The sequence below is a fragment of the Pedobacter immunditicola genome (genome assembly GCF_037482985.1).
Lineage (GTDB): Bacteria > Bacteroidota > Bacteroidia > Sphingobacteriales > Sphingobacteriaceae > Pedobacter > Pedobacter immunditicola.
Genome location: NZ_JBBHKC010000006.1, coordinates 206,247 through 227,385 on the forward strand (window position 1 = coordinate 206,247; position 21,139 = coordinate 227,385).

General features: G+C 39.5%; 18 protein-coding genes. 11 read left to right on the forward strand and 7 right to left on the reverse strand.

Going from position 1 to position 21,139, the window contains the following annotated elements; translation table 11 throughout:
• Positions 1-139: 139 nt before the first annotated feature.
• Entirely contained in the window at positions 140-430 is a 291-nt protein-coding gene (locus WG905_RS12390) for a hypothetical protein (RefSeq protein WP_339592042.1), read from the reverse strand.
• 253 nt (positions 431-683) lie between these two features.
• Between WG905_RS12390 and WG905_RS12395 the strand changes: the two genes are divergently transcribed.
• From WG905_RS12395 to WG905_RS12420, 6 genes are all read left to right on the forward strand, one after another.
• Positions 684-1,712 (forward strand): helix-turn-helix transcriptional regulator, encoded by a 1,029-nt coding sequence (locus WG905_RS12395; protein WP_339592043.1) that lies wholly within the window; start codon positions 684-686, stop codon positions 1,710-1,712.
• 137 nt (positions 1,713-1,849) lie between these two features.
• The gene (locus WG905_RS12400; RefSeq protein ID WP_339592044.1) at positions 1,850-2,953 is read left to right on the forward strand and encodes a serine hydrolase domain-containing protein; all 1,104 of its coding nucleotides are present in this window, start codon (positions 1,850-1,852) and stop codon (positions 2,951-2,953) included.
• A gap of 56 nt (positions 2,954-3,009) precedes the next feature.
• Positions 3,010-3,813, forward strand: a complete 804-nt coding sequence (locus WG905_RS12405; protein WP_339592045.1) for an endonuclease/exonuclease/phosphatase family protein — start codon at positions 3,010-3,012, stop codon at positions 3,811-3,813.
• Between the two features lie 46 nt (positions 3,814-3,859).
• Positions 3,860-4,852, forward strand: a complete 993-nt coding sequence (locus WG905_RS12410) for a TonB family protein (protein WP_339592046.1) — start codon at positions 3,860-3,862, stop codon at positions 4,850-4,852.
• Positions 4,852-7,593, forward strand: coding sequence for a M14 family metallopeptidase (locus WG905_RS12415; RefSeq protein WP_339592047.1), 2,742 nt, complete (start codon positions 4,852-4,854; stop codon positions 7,591-7,593). Before WG905_RS12410 ends, WG905_RS12415 begins: the two co-directional genes overlap by 1 nt.
• A 396-nt stretch (positions 7,594-7,989) precedes the next feature.
• Positions 7,990-8,589, forward strand: a complete 600-nt coding sequence (locus tag WG905_RS12420) for a GIN domain-containing protein (RefSeq protein WP_339592048.1) — start codon at positions 7,990-7,992, stop codon at positions 8,587-8,589.
• Positions 8,590-8,837: 248 nt separating this feature from the next.
• Here WG905_RS12420 and WG905_RS12425 read toward each other — a convergent pair whose 3' ends face one another.
• The 5 genes from WG905_RS12425 to WG905_RS12445 are packed head-to-tail and all read right to left on the reverse strand — an operon-like array spanning position 8,838 to position 15,500.
• Positions 8,838-9,209 carry a response regulator gene (locus WG905_RS12425; protein WP_339592049.1) on the reverse strand — a complete coding sequence of 124 codons (372 nt, stop codon included), beginning with the start codon at positions 9,207-9,209 and terminating at the stop codon, positions 8,838-8,840.
• 7 nt (positions 9,210-9,216) lie between these two features.
• Entirely contained in the window at positions 9,217-10,311 is a 1,095-nt protein-coding gene (locus WG905_RS12430; protein WP_339592050.1) for an ATP-binding protein, read from the reverse strand.
• A gap of 9 nt (positions 10,312-10,320) precedes the next feature.
• Complete coding sequence (locus tag WG905_RS12435; RefSeq protein ID WP_339592051.1) at positions 10,321-12,465, reverse strand: sensor histidine kinase; 2,145 nt, start codon at positions 12,463-12,465, stop codon at positions 10,321-10,323.
• On the reverse strand, positions 12,462-13,163 hold the full coding sequence (locus WG905_RS12440; protein WP_339592052.1) for a hypothetical protein: 702 nt from the start codon (positions 13,161-13,163) through the stop codon (positions 12,462-12,464). The genes WG905_RS12435 and WG905_RS12440 overlap by 4 nt, the downstream gene beginning before the upstream one ends.
• Positions 13,164-15,500: an Rv1355c family protein gene (locus WG905_RS12445; protein ID WP_339592053.1), complete on the reverse strand. Its 2,337-nt coding sequence runs from the start codon at positions 15,498-15,500 to the stop codon at positions 13,164-13,166.
• 284 nt (positions 15,501-15,784) lie between these two features.
• Here WG905_RS12445 and WG905_RS12450 point away from each other — a divergent pair, with 284 nt between their 5' ends.
• Entirely contained in the window at positions 15,785-16,252 is a 468-nt protein-coding gene (locus WG905_RS12450; protein ID WP_339592054.1) for a response regulator, read from the forward strand.
• Positions 16,253-16,293: 41 nt separating this feature from the next.
• Here WG905_RS12450 and rpoN read toward each other — a convergent pair whose 3' ends face one another.
• On the reverse strand, positions 16,294-17,754 hold the full coding sequence (gene rpoN, locus WG905_RS12455) for an RNA polymerase factor sigma-54 (RefSeq protein WP_339592213.1): 1,461 nt from the start codon (positions 17,752-17,754) through the stop codon (positions 16,294-16,296).
• A 176-nt stretch (positions 17,755-17,930) separates the two neighbouring features.
• Here rpoN and mscL point away from each other — a divergent pair, with 176 nt between their 5' ends.
• From mscL to WG905_RS12475, 4 genes are all read left to right on the forward strand, one after another.
• A complete protein-coding gene (gene mscL, locus WG905_RS12460) occupies positions 17,931-18,374 on the forward strand; it encodes a large conductance mechanosensitive channel protein MscL (protein ID WP_339592055.1) in 444 nt (147 codons plus the stop codon).
• 187 nt (positions 18,375-18,561) lie between these two features.
• The gene (locus WG905_RS12465) at positions 18,562-19,320 is read left to right on the forward strand and encodes a LiaF transmembrane domain-containing protein (RefSeq protein WP_339592056.1); all 759 of its coding nucleotides are present in this window, start codon (positions 18,562-18,564) and stop codon (positions 19,318-19,320) included.
• A 126-nt stretch (positions 19,321-19,446) separates the two neighbouring features.
• Positions 19,447-20,391 carry a sensor histidine kinase gene (locus tag WG905_RS12470; protein WP_339592057.1) on the forward strand — a complete coding sequence of 315 codons (945 nt, stop codon included), beginning with the start codon at positions 19,447-19,449 and terminating at the stop codon, positions 20,389-20,391.
• Positions 20,369-21,106 carry a LytR/AlgR family response regulator transcription factor gene (locus WG905_RS12475; RefSeq protein WP_339592058.1) on the forward strand — a complete coding sequence of 246 codons (738 nt, stop codon included), beginning with the start codon at positions 20,369-20,371 and terminating at the stop codon, positions 21,104-21,106. Before WG905_RS12470 ends, WG905_RS12475 begins: the two co-directional genes overlap by 23 nt.
• Positions 21,107-21,139 lie beyond the last annotated feature (33 nt).

Consider the following 21,139-nt stretch of genomic DNA (forward strand, 5'->3'; position numbering starts at 1 on the left):
CCCAAAACCCATGGCCCTTCTCCATATGAGCGAGCGCATTTTTAGCGATGTTTTCTTTCCGGTAAATGGGGAAAGAAGGAATATAACTCATGCTTGTAACTGCTGCATGTTAAACGTACAGCAGTTACAAGGTGTTTGCTTAGTTATTGACGACAGACAAGGTGGCCAGGATGAGCTTCTCCATCGCTGTGAACCTTTTCTTGTGTTGGAAAGAAGTGCTGATGACTGGCAATTTTTCCTTTACGACCGTTATCTTCTTGAGATTGGTTACCGTATCAAAAGGGACTATTAAACTTCGCCCCATGTCTGTAATCAAAATGATCCAGTGTTGTCCATGATGCCTGTAAGTCCTGCCCATGATTTCCCGATCCCTGTAAAGACCCGTGACCCATATCGCATTGATGAATTTTTTCTTCGGTTGTGCTCCCATAATAGTTTTTTATATGATACAATAGAAAAGTAAGTTACTGGGTGGATGTATATGGGCTCATTGCAATGTCAAACCGTTACACTGGTAACGGTTTGCTGTTCATTGCCGGGGGAGCGCTTAATGATCTGGGAAATTGCTTTTCCATACATTAAGTATATTTTTAATATAATTGTTAACTCATTGTTTTCACAATTATATTTAAAATTTTCCTTAGAGTTGCAAATGATTTTTTGCACTTTGCCATTAAATGGCAATGATGAAACAATTAGATCGGTTGAAGTATATTTATCTGGAACTTAACGTTGCTCCGCAAACCATTGAATCTCTGCAAGGTAGCTTAAAAAGTTTAGCCATTTCAGTTAGCAAAAGGCAATTATACCGTGATTTAAATGATGTTGGTATTTATTTTCTAAAGGATAGTGAACGTTTAGAGCAAAGAAATTTAGAACATAATAGGAAAGTCTGGCTTATCAATAAGTATACCGATGCAACACCCATAGACAATTTTGACATAGATACCTATCTGCTTGGAAAAGCAACCCTACCCATTGGAATTTCCAAAGGCCGGTTAGCATCTATTCAGAAGATCCAATCCTTGTTAGCCAGTCATTTAAGTAACAGTAAAATTGAACATAATGCCAACTGGGATGGTAACACACTGATGGGCACCAATTTTCATGAAATTACTTATGGAGAGGATTTTCAGGTTAAATTAAATGAATTCATCTGGGCAAGCTCTAACCGGCGAAGCATGGAAATCATTTCCTACGGCGGTGATTCGATATCCTTAAATCAATTACTGCAATTTCCCTTCAAATTTAATCCTGTTAAAATTATTTACCATAGGGGTTGTTTTTTTGTTGCCGGAACAATTGCCGCCACCAGGCAGTGTATCGTTTTTGATATTTATCAAATCCTTAGTCACAGGTTAACCAATGATAAATTCCCTGTTAAAGAACACTTGGCGATAGTTGAGGATAACCTGGAAAACCGGTTCGGACTGACGAACAATTCAGATGAAAAAAATTACATGGTTGTGCTTGAATTTAATGCCGTTAGGGGGAACTACATCCGGCACTTTTTCTGGCACCATTCTCAGAAATTCGAAGAATTACCAGGCGGAGACTGGAAACTCACACTACGTTGTGGCATCAACAGGGAATTGTTAGGCTGGATATATCAGTGGATGGCAGATGTGAAGATACTTGAGCCCAGGTTATTAAAAGATATTTATGCGCAGCAATTAAAACTGATCCGGAAAGCGCAGCAGCATGATAGATAGTCTCAATCAGTGTGCAATCATTGAGAAATCTCCACAATCTTGATGCACAATTTCTTTTTTCGCATTGCTTCAAAATGAAATATAATTAGCTTTAAACTATTAGAAAGATTTTGTCATGTCCATTAACCCACAATCACATGCCGAAAAAAATTACTTTATTTCTGTTATTAAGCTTTTTTATTTCTGTCAGCTGTACTAAAGAAACCAAAGAAAAGCAAGTCACAGCAGTGAACGAAGCACCGTTTCAGGCCATTTTAGATCAAAAGAGCAAATCTTACCAGACAAAGAGGTCAGGGAAGGAATATGGCTTCGGATTGTATATCAAAGGGGAGCACCTGGATTTATATGTTTCAGCAGGTCTGCCGGATGGGAATCCAGAAAATATTCATTTCCGGGGTGGCAGTTCCACCAAATCATTTATTTCGGCCGCTATCTTCAAACTTCAGCAATCAGGAAAACTTCATATTGATGACCGCCTTGTTGATTTAATTCCAGGCACCAACGAACCTTACTTGCCTAATACACCGTCATATGCGGTTCCTTATAAAGATTTGATTACCATCAGACAATTGCTCAACCACAGGGCCGGGATTTTCGATGTGACCAATACGCCGATTTTATCTACCGTTGATGCGCCATACGCAGGAGAGAATTATGTAAATTACCTGCAGGGGGTAAAAGGTCAGCTGCACACTTTTACTTTTGAGGAAATGATTTCGGTGGTGGCAAAGCACAAACTAAGTTATTTTGTGCCCAATACAGCCTTTCATTATTCAAATACGGGTTACAACCTGCTAGCGGTGATCATCAGGCGGGTATCGGGGGCACCACTTCACCAGTTTCTGCAGGAAGAATTTCATGCCCTTGGCATGAAAGATACTTTTTTCCCTCCATATAGTCTTGATAATGTTGCTTCTGCGATGTCGGAAGGCAATATTGTGACTACGCCAAAGGATTTAAGTACTTGGGCTTTCCATTTATACGCTTCCAAAAAAGTAGTCAATAAGCAGCACCTGAAAGAAATGATCGCAAACATACCAACAAATGAGCAGCATGTAATTTATGGATCTGGAGGTGCCGTTCCGGCATACATCAGCACCATGCATTATCATCAGCCTACTAAAAAGACCTATCTGGTTTTCAGTACTTTCTATAACGATGATGATTTTAAACAACAGGCGGATGATATGGATGCCATCATCAGCGCTGCGATAAAGGAAGTGGAAATGAAGTCCCTTTAGCCGATTGCCGATTATAATTTCTAATTTCGGCAATCTGACTAAAACACCAACCCATTTTGAGAAAATTATTGCTGTTCCTGCTGGTAATCGCCAGTTTCCATTGTTATGCACAAAAAGTTTCCGTTTGTTCCTGGAATATTAAAGACTTCGGTAAATCCAAAAGCAATGAAACCATTGAAATCATTGCGAAAACATTGAAATCATTTGATATCATCGCTATCCAGGAGGTCGTTGCAGGCTACGGTGGTCCGCAGGCTGTAGCAAAGCTGGCAGATGAGTTGAACAGAACCGGCGCGAAATGGGATTATGTCATCAGCAATGCCACATCAGGTTCGGCCTACAAATCTGAACGCTATGCTTTTATCTGGAAAACAAGTAAGGTTAAAAAAGTAGGAACGCCATGGCTCGAAAATAAATATGGCCTGCTCATCGATAGAGAACCCTTTTACTGCCGGTTTAAGGTCGCCAACAAAACTTTCACCCTGGTATCTTATCATGCCATCACCAAATCCAAACAGCCCGAAACAGAAATAAAGTATTTTAAATTCCTGCCGGCCTTGTATCCAATGGATAACCTCATTTTTTGCGGCGATTTTAACATTCCTCAATCGCATTCTGTGTTCTTCCCTTTACGCAAAATGGGCTATATTCCTTCGATGGTCAATCAAAAAACTTCTTTGCGACAAAAGTGCATCAATAACGATTGTCTGGCCTCAGAATACGACAATTTCTTCTTTAATCCCTCCAGCGTTAACCTGATCAGTGCCGGGATACTCCATTTTTATAAACAGTTTGATAATCTAAAGGTGGCAAGAACAGTATCTGATCATGTACCCGTGTTTTTTAACTTTTCGTTGTAACAATGAAGACAATATTCTACCTTGCAGTAAAAAAACATGCTCTCTTATGTATAAATACCTGCTGTTACTTTATATTTCAAGTATCGGTTTAACTGCTGCTGCACAACGACAAAACACTTACTTTTTTAATAAAAATAATGGACTGGTAAAGGAAAAGGATAGTGCTTTCTATGTACGTATTGTTCAGGAGCCTGCTCCGGAAAATCCTCAGGTTTATATTGTCAATGAATTCTATGTGTTGGATGGTGCTAAAAAGAGCACTGGATTTTCCAGTAAAACCGAACCCATATCATACGAAGGTAAATATGTATCCTATTTCCAAAATGGGAATAAGAGAAGCATCATAAATTTCAAGAATGGAGAGCGGGTGGATACATTGACCTACTTTTATCCGAATGGTCATATTTTTTACCAATTTGTACATCACTATAATCCCTCATCAAAGGAAACCCTCATTTATGTCAAAAGCGTTAAGGATTCAACCGGAAAAGATCTTGTAGTTGAAGGTAACGGAAAAGCGATCTTCTATGATGAGCAGTTTGATGTCATTACCGGCAGGGGGAATATAAAGAATGGTGCTTATGATGGAATTTGGACAGGTTATTTGCCTGACGAGAAATTGTCTTATAAAGATACTTATGTGGAGGGCCAACTCATTTCTGGCGAAAGTAAGGACGAGCAAAATAAGATTTATCTTTATACCAACATAAAAATTCTTCCAGAGTTTAAAGGTGGGATGAATGCATTTTATGAATTCCTTAATAAAAATCTAACTTATCCAAGATCTATGCTTGAGATGGGTATTTCGGGGAAAGTGGTCTTACAATTTACTGTAAAAACTGACGGAAAACTAAGTGATATAAAAGTTGTGAATAATGCGGAGCAAAATTTTGCAATAGAGGCTTTAAGAACTTTAAAACTATCGCCCGATTGGACGCCTGCTCAAGTAAGAGGTAAACTGGTTGATATGCTTTTTAATCTTCCTATAGTTTTTAACGTGCCGGAAGAAAAGCCTAAGCGTAAGAAAGGTCGTAATTGATGATGATGCACATAAAAACAATAAGCTTTGCGTTAGTTTTTCTTGTTGCAATGGGCGTTCATCCCATTGCTGCCCAGGTAATTCCAACACCAAAAGAACATTTCGGTTTCGATATTGGAGCTGATTACAGCCTCGCCAATTATACGCAGGCGGAGGCCTATTTTAAAAAACTGGCAAAAATCTCTGACCGGGTATTGCTGCGGGAAATTGGCAAAACAGAGGAAGGACGAAGCCAGTATATAATGGTCATTTCTGCTCCTGCCAATCTTAAAAAAATTGACCGCTTTAAAGAGATCTCACAGAAACTGGCAAGGGCAGAAAATCTGACTGACGCTGTGGCAGCTAAACTAGCTAAAGATGGTAAACCCGTGGTATGGATTGACGGTGGTTTACATGCCAATGAAACGGTTGCAACCCAGCAGCTGATCGAACTTTATTATCAATTGCTGAGCAGGAAAGATACAGAAACCATGCGCATTCTTGATGATGTGATCATTCTGCTGTCGCAGGTAAATCCCGACGGACAAGAGCTGATGTCGGATTGGTACATGAAGGATAAGGATCCTGCAAAACGCAATATGAATATTCCCCGCTTGTACCAGAAGTATATTGGTCATGATAACAACCGTGATTTCTACATGAACAACATGAAAGAAAGCACCAACATCTCCAGACAACAATATATCGAGTGGATGCCACAAATTGTCTATAACCATCACCAGACTTCTCCGGCAGGTGCAGTGGTGGCGGGCCCTCCGTACCGTGACCCCTTTAATTTTGTTTATGACCCACTATTGATCACCGGTATTGATGGTGTTGCCGCTTCCATGATCAACAGACTGAATGCAGAAGGCAAACCGGGCTATACCAGGTTGTCTGGTTCTGTCTATTCCACCTGGTGGAACGGGGGATTAAGGACAACGCCATACTTTCATAACATGATTGGCATCCTCACCGAAATTACCGGGAACCCGGCACCATCTGAAATCCCATTGGTACCGGAAAGACTGGTGCCTGATAATGCAACACCTTTTCCTGTAACGCCGCAGAAATGGAACTTCCGAAAGTCAATCGATTACTCCATTTCCTTGAGCTACGGCATACTTGACTATGCCAGTCGCCAGGGCGACCAGCTCTTGTATAATATCTATGTGATGGGAAGAAATGCCATTCAGAAAGGTAATCAGGATACCTGGACTTTGTCGCCGAAACATATCGCCAATATTCAGACTGCTTTTGATAACGATAAGCAAGCAGGACTGCTTAAAGACAGCACCGGAAGAAATGTAACCGTTATTCCTATGAAATACTATGATGCGGTTTTGAAAAATCGAGCTCACCTTGATGCCAGGGCCTATATCATTCCTGCCGATCAGGCTGATTTTCCAACGGCTGTGAAATTTATCAACGCCTTGATAAAATCAGGAATCTTAGTGCACCAGGCTACTGCAGACTTTGATGTGGAAGGGAAATCATACCCTGCAGGGTCTTATGTGGTGAAAACCAACCAGGCTTTCAGGCCACATGTGATGGATATGTTTGAGCCACAGGACCATCCCAATGATTTCCAGTATCCGGGTGGGCCGCCTGTGCGGCCTTATGATGCCGCAGGATGGACATTGGCTTTTCAGATGGGTGTTGCTTTCGACAGGATCGTTAAGGGTTTTGAAGGGCCATTTGAAGCCATCGGCTACGGTCAATTACAAATCCCGCCGGCGAAAAATGTAGCCTCCTCTGCTACTGGTTATTTATTAAATACCACGGTAAATAATTCTTTCATTGTGGTAAACGACCTGTTAAAGGCTGGAATTAATGTGCAGCGGTTAACAAAAGCTATTGGTGATCTACCTGCTGGCTCGTTTTATATCCCCGCCAAAGGCAGGGCGATTTTGCAAATGGCAGGGCTTGAATTTGGAACAGATGCCATGGCAACAAGTTCCTCACCTAAGGAGATGGTTAAAATTGCGCCGCGACGGATTGCTTTATTTGACCGGTATGGTGGTTCCATGCCATCTGGCTGGGTAAGGTGGATCATGGAGCAGTATCATTTCAATTTCCAGGTCATTTATCCGCAGGATATTGATAAAGGTAACCTGAATTCAAAATTTGATGTGATTTTGCTGATCAATGACGGCATTCCTGCTGTTGGGGTGAAGCCTTCCGTGCAAAGTAGAGAGCCTAAGGTAGAAGAAATTCCTGAAGCCTACCGTGCCTGGCTGGGCAGCATTACACCAGATAAATCCATCCCTGCGCTAAAGGCTTTTATGGAAAAAGGTGGGACTGTGGTAACTACCGGCAGCAATACCAACCTAGCTTATCATTTAAACCTACCTGTGAAGAATGCCCTGCAAGAAGTAAAAGCAGATGGTAAAGAAGGGGCGCTTTCACCTGATAAATTCTATATTCCGGGGAGTATATTAAAAGTACAAATAGACACCAATCAAGCGACTAACTATGGTATGCCGGCTGTAGTGGATATGGTTTTTAATAATAGTCCGGTTTTTATTTTAACAGCTGGATCAACAGCACAAAAGATTGTTCCATTGGCCTGGTTTGACCAGCATGATACCTTGAGAAGTGGGTGGGCATGGGGACAAAGCTACCTTAAAAATGGTGTTGCCGCATTTGCTGCTCCTGTTGGCAAAGGTAAGCTTTATGCCTTTGGACCAGAAATAACCTTCCGGGCACAGGCACATGGTACATTTAAAATGTTATTTAATGAATTGTATTTGAGCAAATAGTCATTTGCAGTGCTGCTGAATTTCTGCTTTCCTATCGAGGCTGTGTCAACATTTGATGCAGCCTTATTTTTTTGGCTGATCTCCATTAAACAATAAGCTATATACTGATGAAAATGGAAGTATATTTCATCTACCTTGCATCTACCCTATATCTACGTTTTCACAGGAAAAGGTAGATCCAACGTAGATCCATGGTAGATCCACCCTAGATCCATTATCAATTTACAACATGCAGTCCATTGTTCCTGCTTTAATTAATCCTGGTAGTATAACAATATTGACAGTTGGTCGATATTTTGTTTACCCTGGTATAAAACCCCGTTTCTGGCTGAAACGAATTTGAAACGGAGTCGTCTTATATCCAAAGAATTAAAAAAGAAATTAAAACTTAAGGATATGAAAACTTCAATCAAAACAGTATTCGCAGCCGCATTAACAGCGATATTTTTATCAACAACAGCATTTACCACTTTTGCTACTGACACCCCTAAGAAGGCTACCGTTAAAGCCAGTGCCATGAAAGTTAATATGGTGGTGGTAACCGGAGATGTTGATGTATACTTGATCCATTCAGATAAGGAAGATATTAGAGTTGTTCCATTCGGCGATAACGAAGCCAATGTTTCCTTCAAAAAACGTGGTGCCAAATTGTTTATCAGCAGTCCTGAAGCGGAGCGTGCCACCATTTATGTTTACCTGAAAGATTTGAAAAGAATTGATGTCTCCAATACAGCAATGGTAAAAACCCAAGGCGATTTTAACCTGGAAGCATTGCAGATCTTTTTAAAGGATCGTGCCAAGGCAAATGTCAATGTAAACACCAAGAGTTTGTATACTGTGATTAAAGATGAGTCCGATTTGAAACTGACTGGTGAATCAGCAGTGCATATCCTGGAAAAAGCGGAGTATGCCACTTTAAAAACACACAAATTTAATGCTGGCAAAACAGAAGCAAAAACATTAAAGCCAGGGTATGCGGCTATGAAGAAAAAATAATAAAGAACCTACGAAAATAAGTGGCCGCCTCCTAACTAGTTTACGAGGCGGTTTTTATTTGGTGTCTGGCTTTTCTATGACTTCTTCAATTAATATTTCATGAAATGACACAAAAAAACCGTCTCTCAGTTTTACCCAGGAGACGGTCTGTATTTTTATGAGGTATTTTATACCTGTTTTTATTGTTGATATACAGGGTTTTGCAGCATTGTCTTACCTCTGTTTGCGGTTGAAGATGATTAAAGTTTTTAGCCCAAAGTTTCCTTTAACTCCGCAGGATTCAGTGGCTTTTTAAGCATTTTCATCACAAAACGATTGGCCTCAGCTCTTTTGATATCGCCAAAGTCGAGCGTTGAGGAAAGTATAATCACAGCACAATGGTTTGTAATTACACTGGGAAAGTTTTTGAAAATCTCCAGAAAACCAAAACCATCCATATCAGGCATTTGAATGTCGAGTAAGATGAGATCTGGAAGCTTATCTGATTCATAGATATGCTTTTTCAAATAGGACAAACCTTTCTCGGCAGACAAGCAGGTGATGATCTCGCTATCTTTAAAATGTAGTGAGAGAATCTTTGTGTTAATTTTAAGATCAATTTCACTATCATCAATAAGCATTATTTTATTAAGCTTGGTGGTCCGGCTGAGCATTTGGTATGATAATTTTAAATGTGGTGCCCTCTAAATTATTTGAACTTACAGATATTTTTCCTTCAATTTTTGTGAGGGCTTCCTTCACAATAAATAAACCTAATCCACTTCCATGGTGATTTTTTCCTTTGAAAAATTGGGCAAATATTTTTTCAAGATGTTCATCAAGGATTCCAATTCCATTATCCTGCACAAGAATTTCAGCCACTTCCGTATTAACTACTACTTTGATGGCCACTCTTTTGTCTGGTTCGTTAACCTTTTGATAATTGATTGCGTTAGAAATGAGGTTGCCTAAAATAACTTCTATTCTAAAGGCATCGCCTATAAAAGCCGTCGGCTGATCAATGTCAACGGTGAAATTCGTATCCTTATCGGTATAAGCGTATAAGGTGATGAGCTCTGCTATAAGTTCCGAGAAATTTACAGCGGTCTGGTCGGTTGCAGTTTTATTATTTTTATAATATTGAAGTGTTTTTTGGATGTAATAGTCAAGTTTGTTAGAGCAGGTTTCAATCAACCCCCAGTACTCACCGCTGGAATGAAATAAATCTTCCATCTTCACCAGGTTAACGATACCGATAACAGAAACCAGGGGTGCCCTTAATTCATGTGAAATGCTATAAATAAAGCGATTCAACTCATCATTGGTCTTTTCAAGTTCGGCGACCTTCTTACGCAGGTCGATTTTTCCCTTGTAAGCATCATATGCATTTTTTATGCTGTTATGGAGCTCAAGTTCATTCCATGGTTTGGTGATGTAGCGATAAATATGACCATCGTTAATGGCATCTGCAAGGGCCTCAATGTCTGTATAACCGGTGAGCAGTATCCTGGTAGGGTCAGGATAAGTATCAACTATACTCCGGAAAAATTCGACGCCTGTTATTCCAGGCATTCTTTGATCTGCAATGATTACATGTACGGCAATATTTTCCAGAATTTTTAAGCCTTCAACAGCAGAGATTGCAGTATATATTTCATACTGTCTCCTGAATCCGGCTTTAAATGCATGTAAATTATGTTCTTCATCATCGATGTAAAGAATTTTTACCGTTGCAGCATTCATATTAAGGGGTTAATTTGTGTTTATAGGCAAGGTAATAATAAATTCTGTACCCTCATTTAAATTTGTTAAAACATCAATAGTTCCCTGGTGATTTTCTATAATTCTGAATACAATAGACAAGCCCAGGCCGGTACCTTCACCTACATCTTTTGTGGTAAAGAAAGGCTCAAAGATCTTTTGCTTCACATCTTCAGGCATGCCCGTGCCGGAGTCTTTGATGCTGATTTTTACATGGTGATCTTCCTGCCAAGTTTTAACCGTTAAAAACTCCTCTTCATTAGGTTGAGGTTTAGATTTTATAGCTTGTACCGCATTGGTAATCAAGTTCATAAATACCTGGTTCATCTTACCGGGTAAGCATTCTACTTCAGGAATGTTCTCATAATCCTTAATTACCTTCAGGTGAGAAGGGAAGGTGCTTCTGATCAGTACCAGGGTAGAGTTTAAACCTTCATTTAGATCTACAGGTTTGGTGTCGCTTTCATCCAGGCGGCTGAAGTTTTTTAGGCTTCTGATGATTTCAGCGGTTCTTCGGGCACCATCGCCAATTCCCGCAAGCAGGGATTTAATCTCTTCACGCACAAAGTTGATATCAATACGTCTTTTGAAGGCCTCTATTGCACTTAATTGTTGCTCCATATCCCCATTGCGATCCACGTTTTCATACATGGTGATCACTTCGTTAAGTTCGTTGATATCAAGCTCCAGGGGTTTAATGTTAGAGGTCACAAAATTGATAGGATTGTTGATCTCATGTGCAATGCCTGCCGTCAGTTGTCCTAAACCAGCCATTTTTTCTGCATCGACCAATTGTGACTGTGTTTCCTTTAAATTGATTAAGGCACTGTTCAGTGTTTCGTTAGCGGCTTCCAAAGCTTCAGTACGTTCTTTAACTTTGATTTCCAGCAGCACATTCTGCTCCCGTACAAGCCGTTCATTTTCTTTCGAGATGCTTAAAGCTTCGGCCTGCGAATCTTCTTTTTCTTTTTTGAAAATATTGATTTTATCTGCCAGGGCAAATGACAATAATACGGCTTCCAGACCTGAGCCTATTAAAATGGCATTATTGATGATAAATGTCGGCGGCAATACCCCTACATCTTTTAAAATAAAAATAAATACGCCTAAAAGGAAGCAAGACCATGAGATGGTAAAATACAATGCAGGACGGTAGTTTTTACGGTAAACAAGGAAACCTGTGGTAACGACCAGCAATGAGGCAATGATCGTTAAAACCTGGAGCATCATTTGTGCCTCCATAGGGTACCCGCAGATACTGATCAATAGGCCGATGACATAACAAATGATGACGGCATTCAGAATTGGTGAGAACCCTTTTAAAAAATGTTTGACATGCAAAAATTCTTTGGTGAAAAGGATGGAGGTAATTCCCACAAAAACAATGGAAAAAACAATTCCTTGGTTATTTAACCAAACATTGTCGCCCCAGAAAAACAAAAATGAATAACCCTTTAATGAAGTTTGAGTAAAGCCGACACTGAGGATATAGATGACATAAAAAAAATAACTCTGGTCCCGGACCGTGAAATAGATAAAGATGTTATAAACAAACATCGTTAAGATCAGCCCCAAATATAAACTAAAAACTACATTTCCAAGCTCAATGGAGTCAACAGTAGCTGCTAAACCGCCGATGTATACAGGTAGCGTCATCGGATTAGCGGAATTTATTCTCAAATAGTAAGTAACGGTATCTGTTGCCGCTGGAGGCAACTTAAAGATCACATTTTGGTGCTGTACATCGCGTTTGTAAAGTGCTGTACCCTGCCCGGAAAATTTTCGAATATAGCCACTATCTGTGGGTGAGTAAAGTATAACCTCATCAAATGTGGGGTTTTTAATTTCCAGGTAGGCATCCTCTTTCGACTTTGGCTTCAAAAGCTGGAGCTTTATCCACACTTTTGAATCAGTAAGGCCTACATTGGCGACTTTTTCTTTATTAGCCTCAAAATCGTTCTTAGCAATAATTGCGGCTAAAGACATTTTACCGGTTAGATCTTCATAAATGAATACCTTATTGCTAATGTTCTGTTGTTTTTTGTCCTTTAGGTTAACTTCTACCTGGGCGTTCGCATTCGTAAAATAAGCAGCGAAAAAGATGGTGATTAAAAGAAAGCGTTTTATTAATTTCACAAGCTAACGAGGTTAGATACTTTTAATTCATAGGTTATTTCTATATCGCCTCGGGGGCTGCTTTCTTTTCTTACCTGGTTAGGATTGTCAATTAAATCAAATACCAATTCGCGGATAGGAGGGTCTGCCTTTTCCAGGGTTCTGAGGTTATCTACAATAACCGCCGTGGCAATTAAATCCAGCTTAGGGTAGTAAAACTGGCCGTTGTTGCCCAGTTGAATGTTAATGTCAAAGCCGGTTTTTTTTCCTCCCCGCACTGTTGCAGGTGCACATAATGCAAACAGGCTATGTAAGTTGAGCGAATAAGCCAGGGCCACTGCTGCTCTGATTAGAAAAATACTCCCAACACCAAAACCTGCAATTTCCTTGGAATTCCAAAGTCCGCAAAGCTCACCTGTTTTTAACTTCTTTCTTTCCTCCAATTGCTTGAAGATGTTTACATCAAGCTTGCCAATTGCATCCTCAATAGGGAGGGGCAATAAATCATCAGCAATTTGGATACGCGCACCACCAAGTGCCCGACCATCTTCCAAAGATTCCACAATAATTACATAAGTATTTTCGTGAGTTACCCATTCATGCTTCGCAGAAGTAATCATGGTAATGCCGAAAATTTCTAAAACTTTTCTGTGGCCGTCAATGAACTTAAGGCAAGATGCCTCATCATCGGTAGCTTTAAATGCCCTGAACCGTACCATCTAATTATTATTGGACTTAAATATTTGATCAATTGACAGGCGTTCAGAGGGGTTAGTCTGCTGCTGCTCTGCATAAAATAACCTGCATAAAAATACAGGGACCTCATCTACATTTACCGCTGAAAAGCAGTCATTAAATACAGCATTTAATTGCTCGAACTTTTCCTTTAAATAAGGCTCAGTGTCTAGGCCCTTGCCATATTTTAATACATTAAAGTGTAATATACTTGCTGTCATAGGGTGTAAAGATAGATGATTTAAATTCGCGGTGATCCACATGCGTTCTGCCGCTTTTCCTCCTTCAATAAAGTCATGAGCAGTATATCCCGGCATGGTGATCAAGCCGATTGCCGAAGCAGCTAAACCTGATTTATAAGATAAGCGCTCCAGTCCTTTACCTTTTTTCCATTTTTTAATGAGGTTTAATACTTTTGGATCTTTAGCGATACGCATACCTACGGCCTCACCGGGGGTAAGTTCAAAAGATTCTAAATCTAAACCATCTCCTGTAGCAATGCTTTGCTCCCTCGTCCAGCGAAGTTCCATGTTAAACAATTCATGGTGTCCGGTAGGGGTATAGAGGCGCAATTTATCAGCCTCACCCATAATCTGGGCAATTTTGCTGATATCCTCCTCGTCTTGGAGGTAGTAAAATTTAGCACCTTCAATAGCTGTTGTGGCTTGCTGTAATTTGATCAGCTCATTTTTAGGAATGGCTTTTTTAACTTTCGGAATATTCCTGCTGGTATGCCTGATGCCTGTAAATGCTGCTAAAGGATCTTTTACTTCCGATCCTGTGGCCTGACTAAATTGAAGGATAGCAATCAATGTCGGGATTTCCGGGTCAGGGAATGTTTGTTCATGCAGGATCAGGTTGAGTGTCTGTGCTTTCAATCTTAAAGCTTCCAATGTTACGCCGAAGGCCAGAAGTGCTACACTGTTTTCCTGATTTGCAAATGAAAAGGAACGCTCGGTGTCATGGAACAAGAACAGTGAACCTTGGTCAAGATACCATTTCCAAGGCTGATTATTTCCTGCGGAGGACGATCTTTGTGCGGTAGTCATTAGTTCAGCTAACTGTTCTTCAGATAAAACTGCGGCTGCACTTATTTTTGAATAGTTTGTTTTCACTACAGCAGCAGCAATTTCGTCAAAGCTGATTCCTTTTTCAATTACTGGCGGCACGATATGATCTGATTCCTTTTTCGGGTCGGCAATCAGTTCTTCGATGTCAACAAAGAATCTACCGGAAACATGTAACTCGTCAAGAAGTATCCTGCGCGATAAGTCGGCCGTGATGCCACCTCCATAAGTTACTGCACTGGCGAGTTGTGGCCAGGAAGTGATGGTTTGCTGTATTTCGAGCATGGATGCCTTCATGCGTGTCGACAAGGTTTCTACGCCTGCGATTGGCAAAATATAAGGCACCTTTTCTTCATTTGTTTTTAAATATTTAACTTTTGAAATATCAAGGTGTTCAATGTTTCCATGTAATATAGGGCGTTCGGGCTCGAGGTCAAAACGTTCAATATCAATTGTTCCACGGTCACTGGCTTCCATCAATACTGGTATCTGGTGGGCCTTGGCTTTCATGCGGCAAAGTATTTTAATATCTATACCATCGCATTCATCTATCAATAAGTCGAGTTTACCATTCTCAGTTAAAAATGCCTCAATGTTATCTTCGGTAATACCGGAGTGAAAGCAAGTAACTTTCAGAAAAGGATCGATTTCTGCAATTTCACGGGCTACAATAACGGTCTTTTGTAAATCTATATTATGGACCCCTGAACGGATGCGGTTTAGGTTAGTCAGATCCAGTACATCGAAATCTGCAATGCGTAATTCTCCACAGCCTCGTTCAATAGCAAGGGTGAGGGAAACAGACTGCCCGACGGATAAACCAATTATGCCGATCTTCTTTTGCACCAGCAGGTCCTGTTCTTCCTGAGTGATTTTATGCTTATTACGGTTGGTTCGCACAAAAATAAAATCTTCTTCATCTAAAATATGTACCACCTTTTCAAGCCATGGATAATAAACCCATACGCCGTAGTGATAGGGGTCCACACCATTTAAATGAGTTACGATGGCCGTTTCCAGCTCGCTCGCCCCGAATATCTTGGTAGGGTTTAGTCCCTTAACCAAATCTTTCAGCTGGTTTGACAAGGTATCAAAAACCTGGATGAACGGCTTTTTCTGTAACAATTCAAATAACTTGGCTTGATCTTCAGCATGTTTAGTGCGGTAGAAAACAGGCGAATAGTTATCTTTATATAACTGCGTTTCAGAAATGAATTCTTCGATCAACTTATTAAATTCGTTACTTAAATACATTTTATTTTATCAGAATATCAGGTGTTTTGGCTTTACAAAAAAAAGATTTAGCACCGCAAAAATTTCGAATAAAATTATAGTTTTTTACCATGATAAAGAATGAAGAAGCTTATTTTATTTTTGTTAACGGAGTACCATTTCGTTAAATGCTGAATATCAGGTATTTTAGTGGAAGTTGATGCGATCAAATAAATTATTGGATATTGTCGGTTATTTTTTGCGTCAGCACATGTTTAAAAACTTATAAAAAGCAATACCTTTATCGGAAATTATTATTAGTTAAAATGAACCAGGATTCACAAATTAATGTATTGTATGTAGATGATGAAGTTCATAACCTGAACTCCTTCAAAGCCGGCTTTAGGCGGTTGTTTAACATATTTACTGCAGACTCTGCCCTGGAAGGCCGAAGAATTATAGAAACAGAGAACATTCATGTGATCATTACCGATCAAAGGATGCCTGTTACCACCGGAATCGAGTTCCTTGAATCCATTATACCGGATTATCCTGATCCCATCAGAATTTTACTGACAGGTTACGCGGATATAAATGCGGTTATCGATGCCATTAATAAAGGCCAGGTATATCGCTATATTCAAAAGCCATGGATGGAAGAGGACTTGAGGATTAACATCGAGAAAGCTTTTGAGATTTATACCCTCCGGAAAGAAAACCGGGAGCTGACAGAGAAGTTGCTAATTGCAAATCAGCAACTTGAGTTTTTGTTAAGACAAAACCTGTTATCTTAAAACTAAGCAGGCTGTATAAGAATACAGCCTGCTGAATTTATTTACAATTCCTTTCTTAATCTTGCGACAGGAATATTCATTTGTTCCCTGTATTTAGCTACCGTTCTGCGGGCAATATTATAACCTTGCTCTTTTAGTATTTCTGTTAGCTTTTCATCAGCCAAGGGCTTCTTTTTGTCTTCTCTGCCAATGCAGTCTTCTAATATTTTCTTCACTTCCTTATTGGAAACTTCTTCTCCGCTTTCTGTTTGAATCGCTTCTGAGAAAAAAGACTTCAAAAGAAAAGTGCCAAATTCTGTTTGTACGTATTTTGAATTAGCTACCCTGGAAACTGTAGATATATCCATGTCTATTTTGTCAGCAATATCTTTTAGAATCATTGGCCGCATTTTTCGCTCATCGCCGGTAAGCAAATATTCATACTGATATTGCATAATGGCGTTCATGGTTTTAAGCAAAGTTTGCTGACGCTGTTTAATGGCATCAATAAACCATTTCGCTGAATCAAGTTTCTGTTTTACAAACTGAACCGCCTCTTTTAGTTTTTTATCTTTAAGCGCGGCTTTGTCATAATGCTCAAACATGTCGATATAAGAACGGCTTACCCTTAATTCTGGTGCATTTTTAGAGTTTAAGGTGAGGATTAAGACACCGTCATTATTAGAAACATGGAAATCAGGGATGACCTGCATTTGTTTGGTGGTCACCTGGTTGGAATCTCCGGGTTTAGGATTTAAACGCAGTATTTCATTAATAATATCTTTGAGTTCCTCACTGTTAAGATTAAGGGATTTTTCAAGTTTATCGTAATGCTTGCGGGTAAATTCATCCAGATAATTTTCAACCACCTGGATTGCTTTAACGATAAGCGGCGTTTGTTCCTTACGTTTCAACTGCAATGTTAAACATTCCTGTAAATCCCTTGCAGCAATTCCAGCAGGGTCGAAGCCTTGAATAATTTTGAGCATTTCAATCACATCCTCCTCTTCAACCATTACGTTTTGAGAAAAGGCAAGGTCATCAATCATGGAAGTAATTGGCCGTCTTAAATAACCATCATCATCTAAGCTCCCTATAATTTGTTTTCCTATAATGAAGTCCTGGTCTGATAAGGGAACCAGATCTAATTGTTCTTGCAAACTTTCAAAGAAAGTGCTTTCTATGGCAATAGGAGTCTCTTTTTTCTCCTCATCGTCATCATTATTATTATAAGAAGTACTGTAGTCGTTTACATTGTCATCCTGTAAATAGTCATCTACATTAAACTCATCTGTATTTTCCTCTTTTGCAGCCGGATCAAAATCATCCGGACTATCATCATACTCATTTTTAGGTTCTTCTGCGATCATTAAACTGGGATCTTCCAGTGCAGGGTTTTCTTCCAGTTCCTCTTTGATGCGTGTGTCTAATGACATCGTAGGCACCTGTAGCAACTTGATAAACTGGATTTGCTGCGGTGATAATTTTTGTAGTAATTTTTGTTGTAAATGTTGTTTTAGCATGTCTAGAAATGGCATTAAACCCGTTTCAAAATTAAGCATTTCGTTTAGATATAAACTAACTACTTAGTGTAATATTGTAAGATAATGAATGTTTTCTTTAAAAAAAAGTGTGGATATACATAAAAAGGTTTATTTTTATTTAATGTATTTTAAATGGCTATTAAAGAAAAGAATCTATGGGATTTGTTAAGGAATTTAAAGAGTTTGCAGTTAAAGGAAATGTGATTGACCTTGCTGTGGGTGTAATCATTGGCAGTGCATTCGGTAGAATTGTTACCTCCATGGTTAACGATTTGATTATGCCTCCGATTAGTTTATTGATTGGCGATAAGGGCTTTACTAATTTTTACATTCCCTTAAGCCAAGAGGTACGGAACTTTGTAGCGGGCAATCCCACTGCTTCTCTGGAAGATGCCAGAAAGATTGGGCCGGTTTTTGCCTGGGGTAACTTTGTTACAGAGGTCATCAATTTCGTTATCCTGGCATTTATCATATTTCTAATGGTGAAAGCCATCAATAAAATGAAAAGAAAGCAGGAAGCCGCGCCAGCTGAAGTTTCTATTGCAACCAAAGAACAAATATTGCTTACTGAAATCAGGGATTTATTGAGAACAAAATAGTACGCATCGTTTTGATCTGATGATGGATCAGTTTCAGTAAGGAGGCTAACAGGTATTGTTGCCTCCTTTATTTTACAGGAAATATTCACCGCTTAAAATAAGCCTTTCACCGCTGTTTTGCTGGTATACAAGCCTTAGGGATTTAAATAACCAATAGGCATCTATACCTTTGATAAAAATAAAAATCATGAAATCTACAAGTATAAATAGCGGTAATTCAAATCGTCTTTGGGGCGGCCTGATCCTTTTAGCGATTGGTATTACATTCTTTTTGCAAAATTTCGGCATAGACATTCCTGACTGGGTGATTAGCTGGCACACGCTCCTGATCGCGATAGGACTTTACATAGGTTTTAAACGTAATTTTAAAGGCGCTGCCTGGTTGATATTTGTGTTGGTGGGCGCGTATTTTACCATTGAGGATATTGGCGATTTTGATTTCAGTAGGTATTACTTTGCCTTGATTTTCATTGCCTTAGGTCTTTACCTGATCTTGAAGCCCAAAGCAGATCCCTTGAAAAAATGGAATTTAAAGCATCAGGGTGAAACATCCGCTGAAGGTCCGCTTACGTTAAACCCAACCGAAGAAATTCCAGCTACTGATCAAAGTGATATCATCGATTCTGTAAATGTATTTGGCGGTGCCCATCAAAAGATCTACTCTAAAAACCTGCAGGGGGGCGACGTGGTTGCTATTTTTGGAGGCTGCGAACTTAATCTTAGTCATTCTGACTTCAAGGACATTATTACGCTGGAAGTAGTTGCTATTTTTGGCGGTATTAAAATTATTGTTCCGCCTAATTGGGAGATAAAATCCGAAGCAGCAGCAATTTTTGGCGGTATAGATGATAAAAGGGCAGTGCCCCCATTCGGAGAAGGGCCGAGGAAAATATTAGTCATAAAAGGTTTAGCCTTGTTTGGAGGAGTAGATATTAAAAACTATTAACAAATCGAGCTTGTGATCACCAGACCATTATCCGTCCCCAGAATTCAAAGAATTGCTTTGGGTGCATTCCTTGCTTATATGGCAGCTTTTGTGCTGCTGTATTATTACCTGTTAAATTTTACATGGATGGTTTCATTAGCTGACAGCGGCATCACCAATTTGCTGCTGGCCATTTGTTGCATCGTTTTTAGTAACCTTTTAGGTTATTATCAGCCTAAAAATGAACCTGTATTGTATGTTTTTATTATTACGCTCATCTTAACCTTATTTGTCACTTTTTCCAGTGGTTTCCTGTTAAAATTAATCATCAAAGAGTCGAAATATGATAGTTTTCTCCAGCTTACTTTGCCATTCCGGTTCATTGTCTTGTTCATTTTTATGGCTTGGTGGGCAATAGTGAATATATTATGGTACCGACTGGAAGAACAATCAGAAATGAAAGAAAGGCTGTTTGCAGCACAAAACCTGGCTAAAGAGGCTGAATTAAATAAATTAAGGCATCAGTTGCAACCCCATTTTCTGTTCAACAGCCTCAATTCTGTCTATGCCTTAACCATTGTTAATCCCAAAGAAGCTGGAGCGATGATCACCAAACTAGCTTCCTTTCTGAGGGGTACGCTTAAAAGAGATGATGAAGTGTGGGTGAGTGTTGCTGAAGAAATGGAATACATTCAACTCTACCTGGATATAGAAAAGGTCAGGTTTAGTCATCGCTTAACGCTCGATGTACAAATAGCAACCGAAACCCTGCCTTTCACCTTACCGGGGACACTCCTTCAGCCCATTGTAGAAAACGCCATTAAATTTGGACTTTACAACACTTCTGCAGCTATCACCATCGCAATTCGGGTGACCATGGAGCAACAATTACTGGTGATCACGGTGAAGAACCCCTTTGACCCGGAAATGAAAGCCTCGGGCGGTACTGGTTTTGGTTTAAGTGCCATAAAACGAAGACTATACTTATTATTTGCCGACCACAGTTTACTGCAGACTTTTACAGAAGAACCCAATATATTTGTAACACAGCTTAAAATACCACAACACTATGATAAAAACGATACTAATTGATGATGAATCCCTGGCAAGAGACATCGTGAAATTCTATTTGCAGAGTTATCCTAATATCGTTGTTGTGGCAGAATGCAGTGATGGATTTGAAGGCTTAAAAGCCATCAGCCAATTCAAACCTGATTTTATTTTTCTAGATATTCAGATGCCGAAAATCAGTGGTTTTGAAATGCTCGAATTAATAGACAGCCCTCCGGGAGTGATCTTTACCACTGCTTTTGATGAATACGCTATTAAGGCCTTCGAAGTGAACGCGGTGGACTACCTGCTGAAACCTATTGAAAGAGAACGTTTTGATATGGCCATGCAAAAGCTTTTGAGTAAGGTGAATAAAGGTGATGCGCTCCCTGCAGCGTTGCTTGATACGGCCGCTTTAAGTCCTGCACAACACAACAGGGTGGTTGTAAAAAAGAATGGTGTCATCAAAATACTTAACGTGATGGACATCCATTATATTGAGGCTGATGATGATGTAGTGAAATTAAGCACGATGGAAGGCGTTTTTTATAAGAACAAAACCATGAGCTTTTTTGAGAAAACGCTGGATTCTTCTCAATTCATTCGTATTCATCGTTCTTATATCATAAATTTGTCGCAAGTATCCAGAATTGAACTTAAAGAAAAAGATAGTTATATCGTTCTTTTAAAAACAGACATCTGGTTGCCAGTGAGTAAAACGGGTTATTTAAAGCTTAAAGCGTCATTAGGGATCTAGAAAATATTAATTGTACCATCCTTGATGAATGTA

What these genes read in the sequence shown, in the direction of transcription:
- WG905_RS12390 (WP_339592042.1), bottom strand. Translation starts at nt 430, where the DNA reads ATGGGAGCACAACCGAAGAAAAAATTCATCAATGCGATATGGGTCACG.
- WG905_RS12395 (WP_339592043.1), top strand. Translation starts at nt 684, where the DNA reads ATGATGAAACAATTAGATCGGTTGAAGTATATTTATCTGGAACTTAAC.
- WG905_RS12400 (WP_339592044.1), top strand. Translation starts at nt 1,850, where the DNA reads ATGCCGAAAAAAATTACTTTATTTCTGTTATTAAGCTTTTTTATTTCT.
- WG905_RS12410 (WP_339592046.1), top strand. Translation starts at nt 3,860, where the DNA reads ATGTATAAATACCTGCTGTTACTTTATATTTCAAGTATCGGTTTAACT.
- WG905_RS12415 (WP_339592047.1), top strand. Translation starts at nt 4,852, where the DNA reads ATGATGATGCACATAAAAACAATAAGCTTTGCGTTAGTTTTTCTTGTT.
- WG905_RS12420 (WP_339592048.1), top strand. Translation starts at nt 7,990, where the DNA reads ATGAAAACTTCAATCAAAACAGTATTCGCAGCCGCATTAACAGCGATA.
- WG905_RS12425 (WP_339592049.1), bottom strand. Translation starts at nt 9,209, where the DNA reads ATGCTTATTGATGATAGTGAAATTGATCTTAAAATTAACACAAAGATT.
- WG905_RS12430 (WP_339592050.1), bottom strand. Translation starts at nt 10,311, where the DNA reads ATGAATGCTGCAACGGTAAAAATTCTTTACATCGATGATGAAGAACAT.
- WG905_RS12440 (WP_339592052.1), bottom strand. Translation starts at nt 13,163, where the DNA reads ATGGTACGGTTCAGGGCATTTAAAGCTACCGATGATGAGGCATCTTGC.
- WG905_RS12445 (WP_339592053.1), bottom strand. Translation starts at nt 15,500, where the DNA reads ATGTATTTAAGTAACGAATTTAATAAGTTGATCGAAGAATTCATTTCT.
- WG905_RS12450 (WP_339592054.1), top strand. Translation starts at nt 15,785, where the DNA reads ATGAACCAGGATTCACAAATTAATGTATTGTATGTAGATGATGAAGTT.
- rpoN (WP_339592213.1), bottom strand. Translation starts at nt 17,754, where the DNA reads ATGCTAAAACAACATTTACAACAAAAATTACTACAAAAATTATCACCG.
- mscL (WP_339592055.1), top strand. Translation starts at nt 17,931, where the DNA reads ATGGGATTTGTTAAGGAATTTAAAGAGTTTGCAGTTAAAGGAAATGTG.
- WG905_RS12465 (WP_339592056.1), top strand. Translation starts at nt 18,562, where the DNA reads ATGAAATCTACAAGTATAAATAGCGGTAATTCAAATCGTCTTTGGGGC.
- WG905_RS12470 (WP_339592057.1), top strand. Translation starts at nt 19,447, where the DNA reads ATGGTTTCATTAGCTGACAGCGGCATCACCAATTTGCTGCTGGCCATT.
- WG905_RS12475 (WP_339592058.1), top strand. Translation starts at nt 20,369, where the DNA reads ATGATAAAAACGATACTAATTGATGATGAATCCCTGGCAAGAGACATC.